Annotated in this window: 12 protein-coding genes; 7 read left to right on the top strand and 5 right to left on the bottom strand. The window is 72.1% G+C overall.

Going from position 1 to position 16023, the window contains the following annotated elements:
• Positions 1 to 248 precede the first annotated feature (248 nt).
• Complete coding sequence (gene gltB / locus ABZ565_RS22380) at positions 249 to 4817, top strand: glutamate synthase large subunit (RefSeq protein WP_361029538.1); 4569 nt, start codon at positions 249 to 251, stop codon at positions 4815 to 4817.
• Positions 4810 to 6270 (top strand): glutamate synthase subunit beta, encoded by a 1461-nt coding sequence (locus ABZ565_RS22375; RefSeq protein WP_361029535.1) that lies wholly within the window; start codon positions 4810 to 4812, stop codon positions 6268 to 6270. Before gltB ends, ABZ565_RS22375 begins: the two co-directional genes overlap by 8 nt.
• A gap of 118 nt (positions 6271 to 6388) precedes the next feature.
• Here ABZ565_RS22375 and ABZ565_RS22370 read toward each other — a convergent pair whose 3' ends face one another.
• The 3 genes from ABZ565_RS22370 to ABZ565_RS22360 form a co-directional block, all read right to left on the bottom strand.
• Positions 6389 to 7609, bottom strand: coding sequence for an SLC13 family permease (locus ABZ565_RS22370; RefSeq protein WP_361029532.1), 1221 nt, complete (start codon positions 7607 to 7609; stop codon positions 6389 to 6391).
• Positions 7610 to 7646: 37 nt separating this feature from the next.
• Entirely contained in the window at positions 7647 to 8570 is a 924-nt protein-coding gene (locus ABZ565_RS22365; protein ID WP_361029529.1) for a rhomboid family intramembrane serine protease, read from the bottom strand.
• 220 nt (positions 8571 to 8790) lie between these two features.
• Complete coding sequence (locus ABZ565_RS22360; protein ID WP_361029525.1) at positions 8791 to 9078, bottom strand: hypothetical protein; 288 nt, start codon at positions 9076 to 9078, stop codon at positions 8791 to 8793.
• Positions 9079 to 9246: 168 nt separating this feature from the next.
• Between ABZ565_RS22360 and ABZ565_RS22355 the strand changes: the two genes are divergently transcribed.
• The 3 genes from ABZ565_RS22355 (at position 9247) to ABZ565_RS22345 (ending at position 11768) form a co-directional block, all read left to right on the top strand.
• Positions 9247 to 9732, top strand: a complete 486-nt coding sequence (locus tag ABZ565_RS22355; protein ID WP_361029522.1) for a pyridoxamine 5'-phosphate oxidase family protein — start codon at positions 9247 to 9249, stop codon at positions 9730 to 9732.
• A 205-nt stretch (positions 9733 to 9937) separates the two neighbouring features.
• Positions 9938 to 10141, top strand: coding sequence for a cold-shock protein (locus ABZ565_RS22350; RefSeq protein ID WP_018104519.1), 204 nt, complete (start codon positions 9938 to 9940; stop codon positions 10139 to 10141).
• A gap of 88 nt (positions 10142 to 10229) precedes the next feature.
• The gene (locus ABZ565_RS22345; protein ID WP_361029519.1) at positions 10230 to 11768 is read left to right on the top strand and encodes a DEAD/DEAH box helicase; all 1539 of its coding nucleotides are present in this window, start codon (positions 10230 to 10232) and stop codon (positions 11766 to 11768) included.
• Between the two features lie 105 nt (positions 11769 to 11873).
• Here the strand turns inward: ABZ565_RS22345 and ABZ565_RS22340 are convergent, their stop codons facing one another.
• Both ABZ565_RS22340 and ABZ565_RS22335 read right to left on the bottom strand, forming a co-directional pair.
• Positions 11874 to 12758: a hypothetical protein gene (locus ABZ565_RS22340; RefSeq protein WP_361029516.1), complete on the bottom strand. Its 885-nt coding sequence runs from the start codon at positions 12756 to 12758 to the stop codon at positions 11874 to 11876.
• 71 nt (positions 12759 to 12829) lie between these two features.
• The gene (locus tag ABZ565_RS22335) at positions 12830 to 14620 is read right to left on the bottom strand and encodes a beta-galactosidase family protein (RefSeq protein WP_361029513.1); all 1791 of its coding nucleotides are present in this window, start codon (positions 14618 to 14620) and stop codon (positions 12830 to 12832) included.
• Between the two features lie 135 nt (positions 14621 to 14755).
• Between ABZ565_RS22335 and ABZ565_RS22330 the strand changes: the two genes are divergently transcribed.
• Positions 14756 to 15634, top strand: coding sequence for an AraC family transcriptional regulator (locus ABZ565_RS22330; protein WP_361029510.1), 879 nt, complete (start codon positions 14756 to 14758; stop codon positions 15632 to 15634).
• A 19-nt stretch (positions 15635 to 15653) separates the two neighbouring features.
• On the top strand, positions 15654 to 15992 hold the full coding sequence (locus ABZ565_RS22325) for a chorismate mutase (protein WP_361029507.1): 339 nt from the start codon (positions 15654 to 15656) through the stop codon (positions 15990 to 15992).
• The last annotated feature ends 31 nt before the right edge of the window (positions 15993 to 16023 follow it).

Here is a 16023-nt window from a genome sequence, read left to right as displayed (position 1 = left end):
GCGGTTTCGTTTTCTCCGCCACCGGGCATGAGCCGTAGACACCGCAGGCAACGACGCCTGCTCTCCGCGTCTCCCGGGCGCCGATCCTCCGACAGCGACCCACTCCACCGTCGTCGACGGTGTCCGCATGTTGGAATGGTTCATCCGCTTTTTGAGAAGCGCCCCATCATGTAATCTGCACGAAATTTCGCAGAGGGCCAACGTCGTCCCTCGGCACTGCATATGCCACGACGACGACGGGAGAGCCGATGCGCACCGACGCCTGGTCGCCCATGGACGGTCGCCCCGCCCCCCAGGGCATGTACGACCCCCGCAACGAGCACGACGCCTGTGGCGTGGGGTTCGTAGCCACTCTGACCGGTGTGCCCGGCCACGAGATGGTCGAGCAGGCGCTGACCGTGCTCCGCAACCTCGAACACCGCGGTGCCACCGGCTCGGAGCCCGACTCCGGTGACGGGGCCGGCATCCTGCTCCAGGTCCCGGACACGTTCCTGCGCGCCGAGGTCCCCTTCGCGCTCCCCGAGGCCGGCGCCTACGCCGTCGGCATCGCCTTCCTGCCCGCCGACGACTCCACCGGCGCCGTCCGCGATCTGGAGAAGATCGCCGGCGAGGAGGGCCTGACGGTCCTCGGCTGGCGCGAGGTCCCGGTCACCCCGGACATCCTCGGCAACGGCGCCCGCGCCACCATGCCCGAGTTCCGCCAGCTCTTCGTCGCCGACGGCGAGAGCACGGGCATCGCCCTGGACCGCAAGGCGTTCCTGCTGCGCAAGCGCGCCGAGCGCGAGGCCGGGGTCTACTTCCCGTCGCTCTCCGCCCGCACCATCGTCTACAAGGGCATGCTCACCACCGGTCAGCTGGAGCCCTTCTTCCCGGACCTCTCCGACCCCCGGTTCGCCACCGCGGTCGCCCTGGTCCACTCGCGCTTCTCGACCAACACCTTCCCGAGCTGGCCGCTCGCACACCCGTACCGCTTCGTCGCGCACAACGGCGAGATCAATACGGTCAAGGGCAACCGGAACTGGATGAAGGCCCGCGAGTCCCAGCTCGCCTCCGGCCTCTTCGGCGACGCGCCGCTCGACCGGATCTTCCCCGTCTGCACCCCCGACGCCTCCGACTCCGCGTCCTTCGACGAGGTCCTGGAGCTGCTCCACCTCGGCGGCCGCTCGCTGCCGCACTCGGTGCTGATGATGGTCCCCGAGGCGTGGGAGAACCACGACTCCATGGACCCCGCCCGCCGCGCGTTCTACCAGTACCACTCCGCGATGATGGAGCCCTGGGACGGCCCGGCCTGCGTCACCTTCACCGACGGCGTCCAGGTCGGCGCGGTCCTCGACCGCAACGGTCTGCGCCCCGGCCGCTACTGGGTCACCGACGACGGCCTCGTCGTCCTGTCCTCCGAGGTCGGCGTCCTGGACATCGACCCGGCGAAGGTCGTCCGCAAGGGCCGCCTGCAGCCTGGCCGCATGTTCCTCGTGGACACCGCCGAGCACCGCATCATCGAGGACGACGAGATCAAGGCGTCCCTCGCCGCCGAGCACCCCTACCAGGAGTGGCTGGAGACCGGCGAGATCGAGCTGGAGGACCTCCCCGAGCGGGAGCACATCGTCCACACGCACGCCTCCGTCACCCGCCGCCAGCAGACCTTCGGCTACACCGAGGAAGAGCTCCGCGTCATCCTCGCCCCGATGGCCCGCACCGGCGGCGAGCCGCTGGGCTCCATGGGCACCGACTCGCCGATCGCCGCGCTCTCGGCCCGCCCCCGGCTGCTGTTCGACTACTTCACCCAGCTGTTCGCGCAGGTCACCAACCCGCCGCTGGACGCCATCCGCGAGGAGCTCGTCACCTCGCTGCGCTCCGTGCTCGGCCCGTCGGGCAACCTGCTGGAGCCGGGCGCCGCGTCCTGCCGCAGCGTTGCGCTGCCCTTCCCGGTGATCGACAACGACGAGCTGGCCAAGCTCATACACATCAACGCCGACGGCGACATGCCCGGCCTGAAGGCAGCCACGCTCTCCGGCCTCTACCGGGTGCACGGCGGCGGCGAGTCGCTGGCCGCCCGCATCGAGGAGATCTGCACCGAGGTCGACGCCGCCATCGAGGACGGCGCCCGCCTGATCGTCCTCTCCGACCGGCACTCCGACGCCGAGCACGCGCCGATCCCCTCGCTGCTGCTCACCTCCGCCGTCCACCACCACCTCATCCGCACCAAGCAGCGCACCCAGGTGGGCCTGCTGGTCGAGGCCGGCGACGTCCGCGAGGTCCACCACGTCGCGCTGCTGATCGGTTACGGCGCCGCCGCGGTCAACCCGTACCTGGCCATGGAGTCCGTCGAGGACCTGGTCCGGGCCGGCACCTTCATCGAGGGCATCGAGGCCGAGCAGGCCATCCGCAACCTGATCTACGCCCTCGGCAAGGGCGTCCTGAAGGTCATGTCCAAGATGGGCATCTCCACGGTCGCCTCCTACCGAGGCGCCCAGGTCTTCGAGGCCGTCGGCCTCGACCAGGCGTTCGTCGACCGCTACTTCAACGGCACCGCCACCAAGATCGGCGGCGCCGGCCTCGACGTCATCGCCAAGGAGGTCGCCGCCCGGCACACCAAGGGCTACCCCGCCTCCGGCATCTCCGCCTCGCACCGCGCGCTGGAGATCGGCGGCGAGTACCAGTGGCGCCGCGAGGGCGAGCCGCACCTGTTCGACCCGGAGACGGTCTTCCGCCTCCAGCACTCCACCCGTAACCGCCGGTACGACATCTTCAAGAAGTACACGGACCGGGTGAACGAGCAGTCCGAGCGGCTGATGACGCTCCGCGGCCTCTTCGGCTTCAACTCGGACCGCCCCTCGATCGACATCGAGGAGGTCGAGCCCGTCTCGGAGATCGTCAAGCGCTTCTCCACCGGCGCCATGTCCTACGGCTCCATCTCGCGCGAGGCCCACGAGACCCTCGCCATCGCGATGAACCAGCTGGGCGGCAAGTCCAACACCGGTGAGGGCGGCGAGGACGCCGACCGGCTCTACGACCCGGCCCGACGCTCGTCCATCAAGCAGGTCGCCTCCGGCCGCTTCGGCGTCACCAGCGAGTACCTGGTCAACGCGGACGACATCCAGATCAAGATGGCCCAGGGCGCCAAGCCCGGCGAGGGCGGCCAGCTGCCCGGCCACAAGGTCTACCCGTGGGTCGCCAAGACCCGGCACTCCACCCCCGGCGTCGGCCTCATCTCCCCGCCGCCGCACCACGACATCTACTCCATCGAGGACCTGGCTCAGCTGATCCACGACCTCAAGAACGCCAACCCGCAGGCCCGCATCCACGTGAAGCTGGTCTCCGAGGTCGGCGTCGGCACCGTCGCGGCGGGCGTCTCCAAGGCGCACGCGGACGTGGTCCTCATCTCCGGCCACGACGGCGGCACGGGCGCGTCTCCGCTGACGAGCCTCAAGCACGCGGGCGGCCCCTGGGAGCTCGGCCTCGCCGAGACCCAGCAGACCCTGCTGCTCAACGGCCTGCGCGACCGCATCGTCGTGCAGACCGACGGCCAGCTCAAGACCGGCCGCGACGTCGTCATCGCCGCGCTGCTCGGCGCCGAGGAGTTCGGTTTCGCGACCGCGCCGCTCGTCGTCTCCGGCTGCGTCATGATGCGCGTCTGCCACCTCGACACCTGCCCCGTCGGCATCGCCACCCAGAACCCGGTGCTGCGCGACCGCTTCTCCGGCAAGGCCGAGTACGTCGTCAACTTCTTCGAGTTCATCGCGCAGGAGGTCCGCGAGCTCCTCGCCGAGCTCGGCTTCCGTACGATCGAGGAGGCCGTCGGCCACGCCGAGCTGCTGGACACCGACCGGGCCGTCACCCACTGGAAGGCGCAGGGCCTGGACCTCGCCCCGCTGTTCTACGTCCCCGAGCTGCCCGAAGGCGCGGTCCGGTACCGGAACACCGAGCAGGACCACGCCCTCGACAAGGCCCTCGACAACGAGCTGATCAAGCTCGCCGCCGACGCCCTCAAGGCCGACAGCCCGGAGGCCGCCCAGCCGGTCCGCGCGCAGATCGCGATCCGCAACATCAACCGGACCGTCGGCACCATGCTCGGCCACGAGGTCACGAAGAAGTTCGGCGGTGCGGGCCTGCCCCAGGACACCATCGACATCACCTTCACCGGCTCCGCGGGCCAGTCCTTCGGCGCCTTCCTGCCCAGCGGCATCACCCTGCGCCTGGAGGGCGACGCCAACGACTACGTCGGCAAGGGCCTGTCCGGCGGGCGCGTCGTCGTCCGCCCCGACCGCGGCGCCGACCACCTCGCCGAGTACTCCACGATCGCGGGCAACACCATCGCCTACGGCGCCACCGGCGGCGAGCTGTTCCTCCGCGGCCGCACCGGTGAGCGGTTCTGCGTCCGCAACTCCGGCGCCACCGTCGTCTCCGAGGGCGTGGGCGACCACGGCTGCGAGTACATGACCGGCGGCCACGCCGTGGTGCTCGGCGAGACCGGGCGCAACTTCGCGGCCGGCATGTCCGGCGGCGTCGCCTACGTCATCGACCTCGACCGCGACAACGTCAACGCGGGCAACCTCGGCGCGATCGAGGAGCTGACCGACACCGACAAGCAGTGGCTGCACGACGTCGTGCGCCGCCACCAGGAGGAGACCGGCTCCACCGTCGCCGAGAAGCTCCTCGCCCAGTGGGACAGCTCGAACGACGGCGCTTCCCGCTTCAGCAAGATCATCCCGTCCACCTACAAGGCAGTGCTCGCCGCCAAGGACGCCGCTGAGCTCGCCGGTCTCTCCGAGCAGGAGACCACCGAGAAGATGATGGAGGCGGCGACCAATGGCTGACCCCAAGGGCTTCCTGACCACCGGCCGCGAGGTCGCGCAGACCCGCCCGGCCGCCGAGCGCGTCAAGGACTGGAACGAGGTCTACGTTCCCGGCTCGCTGCTCCCGATCATCAGCAAGCAGGCAGGCCGCTGCATGGACTGCGGCATCCCGTTCTGCCACAACGGCTGCCCGCTCGGAAACCTCATCCCCGAGTGGAACGACTACGCCTACCGCGAGGACTGGGCCGCCGCCTCCGAGCGGCTGCACGCCACGAACAACTTCCCGGAGTTCACCGGGCGGCTGTGCCCGGCACCCTGCGAGTCGGCGTGCGTGCTCGGCATCAACCAGCCGGCCGTCACCATCAAGAACGTCGAGGTCTCGATCATCGACAAGGCGTGGGGCAACGGTGACGTGACCCCGCAGCCGCCGGAGCGCCTGTCCGGCAAGACCGTCGCCGTCATCGGCTCCGGTCCGGCCGGCCTCGCCGCCGCCCAGCAGCTCACCCGGGCCGGCCACACGGTCGCCGTCTACGAGCGCGCGGACCGCATCGGGGGCCTCCTCCGCTACGGCATCCCCGAGTTCAAGATGGAGAAGTCGCACATCAACCGCCGCATCGAGCAGATGCGCGCGGAGGGCACCAAGTTCCGCACCGAGACCGAGATCGGCCGGGACATCGACGCCGCGAAGCTGCGCCGCCGCTACGACGCCGTGGTCATCGCCGCCGGTGCCACCGTCTCGCGCGACCTGCCCGTCCCGGGCCGGGAGCTGAACGGCGTGCACTTCGCGATGGAGTACCTGCCGCTCGCCAACAAGGTGCAGGAGGGTGACCTGACGGTCTCCCCGATCACCGCCGAGGGCAAGCACGTCGTCGTCATCGGCGGCGGCGACACCGGCGCCGACTGCGTCGGCACCGCGCACCGCCAGGGCGCCCTGTCCGTCACCCAGCTGGAGATCATGCCCCGGCCGGGCGAGGAGCGGAACGCCAACCAGCCCTGGCCTACCTTCCCCATGCTCTACAAGGTCACCTCCGCGCACGAGGAGGGCGGCGAGCGGGTGTACTCCGTCTCGACCACCCACTTCGAGGGCGACGAGGACGGCAACGTCCAGGCCCTCCACCTGGTCGAGGTGGAGTTCAAGGACGGTAAGCTTGAGCAGAAGCCCGGCACCGAGCGGGTCATCCCCGCGCAGCTGGTCACGCTCGCGATGGGCTTCACCGGCACCGACCAGGCCAACGGCCTGGTCCAGCAGTTCGGTCTGGAGCTCGACGCACGGGGCAACATCGCCCGTGACGAGGACTACGCGACCAACGTCGACGGCGTGTTCGTCGCCGGGGACGCGGGCCGCGGCCAGTCCCTCATCGTGTGGGCCATCGCCGAGGGCCGCTCCGCGGCACGCGGCGTGGACCGCTTCCTGACCGGAGCCAGCGCACTGCCGGCCCCGATCCGCCCGACGGACCGTGCCCTGACGGTCTGATACGGCACACAGACGTCCCGCACAACGGCGTGCGGAACTGAACGCGGCGCCTGCCCGTCCCCGACCGGACGAATCGGCAGGCGCCGTGGCGCGTCCGGGGCCGGGTGGCGCCGGGGGCTCAGGCGGTCAGCGCCAGCGCGCAGGTGGCCGCCGCCGTCGCCGTCACCGCGAGCACCAGGCCGGTCAGCGCGAAGCGCCGTACGCCGATGCGCGTCCCCTGGAACCGGCACCGCTCGAACCACAGCAGCGTCGCCAGCGACCCCCACGGGGTGACCAGCGGGCCCGCGTTCACCCCGATCAGCAGGGCCAGCAGCTGATGGTGGTTGCCCGCCGGGACGACCGCCTCGCCCGCCACGTACGCCGGAAGGTTGTTCAGTACGTTGGCGAGCCCCGCACCCACCCCGGCGGTACGCAGCATGCCCCCGAGGCCGTCGTCCGAGCCGAGCGCCCGCACCAGCACCTTGTGCAGCCCGTGCGCGTTGACCGTCTCCACCACCAGGAACATCCCGGGCACCAGGACCAGGAGCCGCCACGGGACCAGCGAGAGCCGCAGCTCCTCGCGCCGCCGCACCGCGTACGCCACCACCACGACCACCATCGCCACCAGCGAGGCCGACCACAGTGGCACGTCCACCACCAGGATCGCCAGCAGGAACCCGGCGCACGCCACCGAGCACACGCCCAGCAGCACCCGGTCCTCGGGCGACGGCACCGGCGGCGGGGTGTACGTATCGGCGCCCCGCCGCCCCCGGCGCCAGTAGAACACCCACAGGCACAGGGCGGTCATCCCGATCGCGGCCAGCTGCGGCAGCCACATCACCGCGGCCAGACCGGCCGGGGACAGCGCCACCCGGTCCGCCGCCAGCAGATTGGTCAGATTCGACACGGGGAGCAGCAGGCTCGCCGTGTTGGCCAGCCACACCGTCGTCATCGCCAGCGGCACCGCCGCGATGCCCACCCGCCCGGCCAGCGCCAGCATCACCGGAGTGAGCAGCACGGCCGTGGTGTCCAGGTTCAGGGTGATCGTGGTCAGCGAGGCGAACGCCACGCACAGCCCGAACAGCAGCGGATACCGCCCCCGCCCGGCCCGCGCCACCCACGCCGCGACCACATCGAAGACCTGGGCGCGGCCCGCCAGCTCCGCCAGCACGATCACCGTCGCCAGGAAGGCGAGCAGGGGCCCGATGCGCCGCAGCTGGTCCTCGGCCGGACCGGCGGGCAGCAGCCCGGTCGCCGCCGCGATCACCCCGAGCAGCAGCAGCCCTCCGGCCAGCCAGTCCAGCGGATGCAGCCGCCGCACCAGGGCATACGAGCGCTCCATGACGTGATCGTTCCGCATGCGGTCATCGTGTCAGACCGAGCCGCCCCGGCCCCGCTCAGCCGGTCAGCGCCGACGTCTTGAGGACCACCAGCAGCACCAGCACCGCCGCCAGCACCACGCACCCGGCCGCCTGCACCGCCGTACGCCGCCCGGCGGGGGCGTACGCGTACACGACGGTCACCGCCGCCCCGGTCAGCAGACCGCCCAGGTGCCCCTCCCAGGACGTGAAGGCCGCCGAGAGCAGCATCCACACCAGGAACCCCGCCAGGAAGCTGTTGACCGCCTGCATGTCCCGGCCCAGGCGGCGGCTGATGACGTAGAACGCGGCGGCCAGACCGAAGATCGCGCCGGAAGCGCCCACCACCTCGTCCGAGGGCGAGATCAGGTACACCAGCACCGAACCGCCCAGCGCGGACAGCACGTACAGCGCGAGGAACCGGACCCGGCCCAGCTGTTCCTCGACGACCCGGCCGAGATTCCACAGGGCGTACATGTTGAACGCGATGTGCAGCACCCCGAACGGCAGCGACCCGAATGACGAGCCGTCCGGCGGCAGATGGAGGAAGGCCCCGGTCAGCAGCCGGTACCACTCGCCGTCCACCACCCCCACCACGTCGAACCCGGGGTAGCCGCCGTCGACGTAGACGTACCGCCCGCCGTCCGCGTCGGTCAGCCCCGCCCCCGTCATCGCGAACCGGTCGACCACGCCCGGGCGTATCAGCTCCGCGAGATACGCCAGGAGGTTGAGGCCGATCAGCGCGTACGTGACGACCGGCACCGCGGTCCGCGAGACCGTCCCGCCGAACGCGGTCCTGGCCTGCCGGACCGACCGCTGCCCCTCCTTGACGCACTCCACGCACTGGTGGCCGACCGCCGCCTCACGCATGCAGTCCGGGCAGATGAAGCGCTCGCAGCGGACGCAGCTCACATACGTCTCGTAGGAGGGATGGCGGTAGCAGGTGGTGGCGGCGGCCTCCATGGCCGGCTCCTTCGTCGGTACGGGCTCGGGGCCGGTGGGGGGACGGCGGCGATCAAGATAGCGAACACGGGTGACGCGCGCGCACCCGGGCCGGAGGGCGGGGCCGCCACGGCACGCGCCACCCCCCGGCCGGCGAGCCGGAGGGTGGGGGCGCTCCAGCGGAGCGACAGGGCGGCGGCCGGGAGCCGGCACACCACCACGCGTGACTACGGGACAGGGCTCAGGCGCCCGGCAGCCAGTACCGGTGCACCTGGGAGACCGCCGGCGGGGTGCCCGTCTGGGTCAGCCCCTGCTTCTCGGCCACGGGCATCAGGGTCGCGCCGAACTTGTCCATGGCCTCCTGGGACTCCCAGAGGTCGTACACCTCGATGCCCGCGTCCGTCGTGACGCAGACGTGGGCGAGGCACCCCGCGAACGTGTCGCCGGGCAGCGCCCGCAGCTCCGCGTTGAGCGCCTCGTACTGGTCCGTCGTCATGCCCGGCAGCGACGCCTTCATGAAGATCGCCATGTGAAATCACCTCGGACCCGGGAGCGGCCCCACCCGCCGCCGGGCGGCGGCATCCGCCCCTCCCAGTGCATCACGCCCCCTCCCGCACGGCATCCGAACGGGTGGGGTGCGACCGCCGCATACGAATCCGGACAGAGGCTGTCGGGATTTGCGGGTTCCATGACCCTCATGACCACGCACTCCTGGACCGACTTCCGCACCGCCGAACCCGACTTCGCCGACACCGTGCGGCAGAGGTTCGCCCTCTACCGCCACCACGTCCTCGGGACCCTCCGCAAGGACGGATCGCCCCGGCTCACCGGCCTGGAGGTGGACTTCTGGCAGGACGAGCCGCACCTCGGCATGATGCCGAACTCCCGCAAGGCCCTCGACCTGCGCCGCGACCCCCGCTTCTCGGTGCACGCCAACCCCGGGCCCGGCGCCGAGATGGCCGACGGGGACGTCCGGATCTCCGGGCGCGCCGTCGAGGTGACCGACCCCGCCGTCCTCGCCCGCTTCGTCGAGGAGCGCACCCCGCCCGAGCCCTTCCACCTGTTCCGCGTCGAGCCCACCGAGGTGGTGCGGGTGGGGCTGGAGAACGGCGACACCATCGTCATCACCACCTGGCGCCCCGGCCGCCCGCTGCGCACCGTCCGCCGGGGAAACGACGCCTGATCGACCCGCCTCCCGACATCCGGCGTCGGGTCGTGCTACGGTGTTCGTGTTGCAGTTTTGGTACCCATGAACTTTATGTGCGCCTGACGGAATGCTTCGTCAGGCGCATTATTGTTTTCCGGCTTTCTCCGGATGGGGCTCAATGCGGCGACTTGGAATTCGTAAAGTGCGAATTTCCGGCACTGCACCTCCTTAGGAGATCGACATGGCTACTGGAACCGTGAAGTGGTTCAACTCTGAAAAGGGCTTCGGCTTCATCGAGCAGGACGGCGGCGGCGCCGACGTCTTCGCCCACTACTCGAACATCAACGCCCAGGGCTTCCGTGAGCTCGTCGAGGGCCAGAAGGTCAGCTTCGACGTCACGCAGGGCCAGAAGGGCCCGCAGGCGGAGAACATCGTCCCGGCCTAATTTTCGCCGGACGCGTACCTCGCAGCCGGGGCCCGCACCGTCAAGGTGCGGGCCCCGGCTCGTGCTGTCCCAGGAGGACAATCCCGATATGACCCGCTCCGAACGCCAGGACCGTCCCGCTCGCAACCGCCCGTCCAGGGCGCGCGGCACGGACCGGGCACAGGCAACCGCACAGGGTTCCGGCAAGGGAACCGGAAAGGCGTCGCCCCGTCGCAGGGCCACGCCGCCGCAGGGCGAATTCGCGCTGCCCGAGACCATCACCCCCGCACTGCCCGCCGTCGAGGCGTTCGCCGAGCTGGACATGCCCGCAGCCCTGCTGAAGACCCTTGCCGCGCAGGGCGTGACCGAGCCGTTCCCGATCCAGGGCGCCACGCTGCCCAACTCGCTGGCCGGCCGCGACATCCTCGGCCGGGGCCGCACCGGCTCCGGCAAGACCCTCGCCTTCGGCCTCGCGCTCCTGGCCCGCACCGCCGGCCGCCGCGCCGAACCGAAGGCCCCCCTCGTCCTCGTCCTCGTCCCGACCCGCGAGCTCGCCCAGCAGGTCACCGACGCGCTGACCCCGTACGCCACCTCGGTCAACCTGCGCCTGGCCACCGTCGTCGGCGGCATGTCGATCACCCGGCAGTCCGCTACGCTGCGGCGCGGCGCCGAGGTGCTGGTCGCGACCCCGGGCCGGCTCAAGGACCTCATCGAGCGCGGCGACTGCCGCCTGGACCAGGTCGCGATCACCGTCCTGGACGAGGCCGACCAGATGGCCGACATGGGCTTCATGCCCCAGGTCACCGCCCTGCTCAAGCAGGTCGAGGCGGACGGCCAGCGGATGCTGTTCTCGGCGACCCTGGACAAGAACATCGACCGCCTGGTCAAGATGTTCCTCACCGACCCCGTCGTGCACTCGGTCGACCCGTCCGCCGGCGCGGTCACCACCATGGAGCACCACGTCCTCCACGTCCTGGACGAGACCGACAAGAAGGCCGTCGCGACGCGGATCGCCGCCCGCGAGGGGCGCGTGATCATGTTCGTGGACACCAAGCGCGCCGCCGACCGCTTCGCCAAGCGGCTCCTCGCCAGCGGTGTACGCGCGGCCGCGCTGCACGGCGGGCGCTCGCAGCCGCAGCGCAACCGGACCCTGGACCAGTTCAAGAACGGCGAGGTCACCGCCCTCGTCGCGACGAACGTGGCGGCCCGCGGCATCCACGTGGACGACCTCGACCTCGTCGTCAACGTGGACCCGCCCACCGACCACAAGGACTACCTCCACCGAGGCGGACGCACCGCCCGCGCCGGGGAGTCCGGCAGCGTCGTCACCCTGGTCCTGCCCGACGAGAAGCGGGAGATGACGCGTCTGATGCGCGACGCGGGCATCGACCCGCGCACCACGCGCATCCGCTCCAGCGACGAGGAGCTGACCCGCATCACGGGCGCCCGCGAACCGTCCGGGGTCGCGGTGGTCATAGAGGTCCCGCAGCCGACCCAGCCGAAGCCGCGCACGCGGCCGGCGGGCACGGGCACCCGCTCGGGCAGCCGCGGCCGGGGCCGGGGGACCGGAGCGTCCCGCAGCACCGGTGCGTCCCGCGGCACCGGTGCCTCCAGGGGCACCGCGCAGCGCAGCCGCCGGGCCGCGTGACACTCCGGGGGCGCTGCCCCCGGACCCCGCTCCTCAATCGCCGGAGGGGCTCTATTTCGCCGGAGGGGCTCGGTTTCGCCCCTCCGGCGCGCGGACAGTGACCCGTCACGTCGTGCAGTCCAGCACCGCGCGGCACAGCGCACACCGCACCCGCACCCGTCCCCGCACCGGGACCCGGATCCGCTGATGGCAGACCGGACACGGGAACACCACCCGCAGCCCGTCCCCGCCCGCCTCGAAGGCGTACGAACCCCCGGGCGCCCCGGACACCGACCGCCGGTCACGGGTGTAACGCCGCCGCCCCGCCCACCCCGCCGCCGTCAGCGGCGCCCGCGCCGCGTCCCGCAGCGCCCGCGCCCGGCCCTCCGTGTACGCGGTGTACGCCTGCGGACTGGTGAACCACGGCGAGGGGTCCTCGCCGAACACCAGGGCCCGCTTGGCCAGCACGTACCCGAACTCCTCCGGCGTCAGGTACCCCAGCTTCTGGCTGGACGTCGCGTCCTCGCGGAACGCGTCGAGCAGCAGCCACCCCGCCCCGAGGTACGCAGCCGTCGTGTCCGTGAGGATCTCGTTGTCGCGGGTGCCGGGGAACTCCAGGCCCAGCCGGTGCAGCAGCACGTGCGCGACCTCGTGCGACAGGGCCGCGCCGATGTCCCGGCGATGGGTGCGGAAGCGGTCGTTCAGCTCCACGAAGTACTCCGGCCCCGCCGCGAGTTCGACGCTCCCCGCGTGCTCCATGGACCGGAACGCCACGACCACCCGGGCGTCCGGCAGCCGGTAATGGCGCACCATCGCCCGGGCCACCCGCTGCGCGCCCAGGTGCAGATCGTCCGCGTCGGCGAACGCGGCGTCGGCCGGGGCGAGGCTCGGCGCGAACCGCTGGACCCCGTCGGCCGACAGCCTCCGGTACAGCGCGGTGATCGCCGAGCGGACCGTCTCCAGATGCGGGAACCCGTGCTCGACGGGGCTGCGGCGAGGGCTGTCCGGCATGTCCGTACCCCCGCTCGCCGCTCCGGGACCGATCCTCACCCATGTAGACCCGCGAAGGCGTCCCCGGGTTGTCAGCCGCCGGTCCGCACCGGCAGCCCTTGGCCCAGCCGGACGTACGGCGCGCCCGCGCCCTCCGTCTCCAGCACCCACACCTCGTTGGCCCCGTCCCGCAGTACCGGACCCGGCACGTACAGCGTGTGCTGCGGACCCGCCGCCCAGTACCGGCCCAGGCAGAACCCGTTCACCCAGACGAACCCGCGCGTCCAGCCCGGGAGTTCGAGCCCCGCGTGGTCCGCCCCGGCCGTCAGCTCGAACGTGCCCCGGTACAGCCCCGTCCCGCCCTCCCGGCCCTCCCCGCCGACCGGCGCGAACGGCACGCCCGCCACCGCGCCCGGCTCCTCGAACGCGTCCAGCCGCAGCGCCCGCGCCCGCACCCCGTGCAGATACTGGCGCTCGTGGAGCACGCCCCCGGTGATGCCCTTCGGCTCGCCCAGGCGCGGCCCGTAATTGACCCGGCCCAGCGACTCCACCCACAGCTCCACCTCGGCGGGCCCGGCCACCGGCTCCTCCAGGACGCAGGCCCCCTCGCTCAGGACGCCCCGGCGCACCCCGTCCACGTACACCACCGCACGGTCCCGCAGCCCCGGGACACCCAGCGGGTACGGGCGGCGCGGACCCGGCACGGCGACCCGGTAGCGCACCAGGCCGCGGTCGACCCCCAGCTCCTCGAACGTCGGCGGCACCCCGGACTCCGCAGCCTCCTCGTCGCCCAGCGCCTCCAGCACCGTGTCCAGCGGCGCCCACTCGGTCAGCTCCGCCCGCACCGGGGCGGCGAGCCCGACGGGCTCGGGCGGGAGCGGGGGCAGCGGCCCGTCCGCGTAACCGGCGAGGACCTTCCGGAACAGCCGGAACTTCTCCGTCGCCCTGCCGTACTCGTCCACCGGCGCGTCGTAGTCGTACGACGTCACCGTCGGCAGCAGCTCCTCGTCCTGGAGCGGGCCGGAACGGTTCGCACCCGCCCAGCCGGCGAAGTTCGTACCGCCGTGCGCCATGTAGACGTTCACCGACGCCCCGCACTCCAGGATCTCCGCCAGCGCGCCGGCCGCCTGCGCCGGATCCCGCACCACCGGCGGCGCGCCCCAGTGCTCGAACCAGCCGCACCAGAACTCCATGCACATCAGCGGACCCGATGCCTGGTGGCGGCGCAGCACCCGGAACGCCTCGCGGGCGCCCGAACCGAAGTTGGCGGTGGCGAGCAGGCCCGGCACCGAGCCGCCGGTGAGCATGTGGTCCTCCGGCCCGTCCGAGGTGAACAGCGGCACGCTCACCCCGCAGGCGCGCAGCAGCTCCGCCACCCGGCGCAGGTAGACCGCGTCGGTGCCGTAACTCCCGTACTCGTTCTCGGCCTGCACCATGATCACCGGGCCGCCGCGGTCGATCTGCCGCTCCGCGACCTGCGGCAGCAGCTCGGCGAACCAAGCGCGGACCGCGTCGAGATACCCCTCGTCGCGGGTCCGCACCCGCCGCCCGAACCGGCCGGTCACCCAGGCGGGGAGCCCGCCGTTCTCCCACTCCGCGCAGATGTACGGGCCCGGGCGCACGATCGCCCACAGGCCCGCCCGGTGCGCCGCGTCCAGGAACCGACCCAGCGCCCCGGTGTCCCGGAAGCGGCCGGGCCGGGGCTCGTGGAGGTTCCACGGGACGTACGTCTCCACACAGTTCAGGCCCATCGCCCGCAGCATCGCGAGCCGGTGGTCCCACTGGCCCTCGTGCACCCGGAAGTAGTGCAGGGCCCCGGACAGCAGCCGTACGGGCTTCCCGTCGGTCCGGAAGCCGTCGTCCCCGACGGTGAAGTCAGCCATGGTGCCCGTTCTCCTGATGCGCGGAATGTCTCGGTCCAGCCTCACCCCTGGCGTGCGGCCGGTCCATGGACAAAGATCTTGGCTGTTTGGACGCGTGTTGCCTGACCAGAGGGCCGACCGGGAAGGAAGAGGCCGATGTACCACACCTGGATGCGCTTCTTCACGCCGAGCCCGCTCCACCACCGCCTCGGCCTCGTCTGCCTCGGCGTCGGCCTCCAGCACGGCACTCTGCCGACCGTCGGTCCGCGCACCCTGGACCACCACGTGGCTGTCGTCGTCCACTCGGGCAGCGGCTGGTTCGCCGGGCCCGACGGGCGGCGGGTGCCGGTCACCGCGCCCAGCCTCATCTGGCTGACCCCGGGCACCCCGCACCACTACGGCGCCGACCCCGCGTCCGGCTGGGACGAGAGCTTCGTGGACTTCACCGGGCCCGCCACCGCCACGTACACCGAGCTCGGCTACATCGAACCCGACCGCCCCCTGGTCCCGCTCGCGGACACCGCCGCCCCGCGCGCCGCGATCGGCCGGATGGTCCGGGCGGCCCGGCGCGGCAACCCGCTCCTGGAGGTCGAGACGGGGGCCGCCGTGCACGAACTCCTCGTCGCCCTGCGCCGGGCCCGCGCCGATGTCGGCCCCGACGGCGACCCGGTGCTCCAGGCGCTCGCCCGGGACGCCTTCCAGCCGCTGTCGGTCGCCGAGCACGCGGCCCGCCACGGGATGACCTCCGCCGAACTGCGGACGGCGGTGCGCCGGGGCGCGGGCTGCAGCCCCAAGGACTACCTCCTCACCATCCGGCTCGGGCGCGCGAAGGAGCTCCTCGCCACCAGCGACCTGCCGGTGGCGGCCGTCGCCCGCCGCGTCGGCTACGACGATCCGGCCTACTTCTCCCGGCTCTTCGCCCGCCGCGTCGGCATCGCCCCGGTCCGCTTCCGCGAACAGCAGGGCCGCACGGTCCCGGGCGGCTGGAGCGACCGCGTCCCGGACCCCGAACACCCGCCGACGATCAGCTCGTAGCCCCGTAAGCTCGCTGCCCATGACCACGAACGACATCGACGCCTCCGTACGCGTCGAACTCGACCGGCTGCGCCAGAGCATCGACAACATCGACGCCGCCGTCGTCCACATGCTGGCCGAACGCTTCAAGTGCACCCAGCAGGTCGGCCACCTCAAGGCCGCCCACCAGCTCCCCCCGGCCGACCCGGCCCGCGAGGCCCGCCAGATCGCCCGCCTCCGCCGGCTCGCGGAGAGCGCCCACCTCGACCCGGCCTTCGCCGAGAAGCTGCTCAACTTCATCGTCGCGGAGGTCATCCGCCACCACGAACGCATCGCGGAGGAGTCCGCGAACGACGCGGAGGCGACCGGGGGACGTTAGCCGCCCCGGCCGCCTCCGCGCCCATGCCCGC

The organism is Streptomyces sp. NPDC016469 (assembly GCF_040632905.1).
Lineage (GTDB): Bacteria > Actinomycetota > Actinomycetes > Streptomycetales > Streptomycetaceae > Streptomyces.
This window is presented reverse-complemented; position numbering and strand designations above follow the sequence as displayed.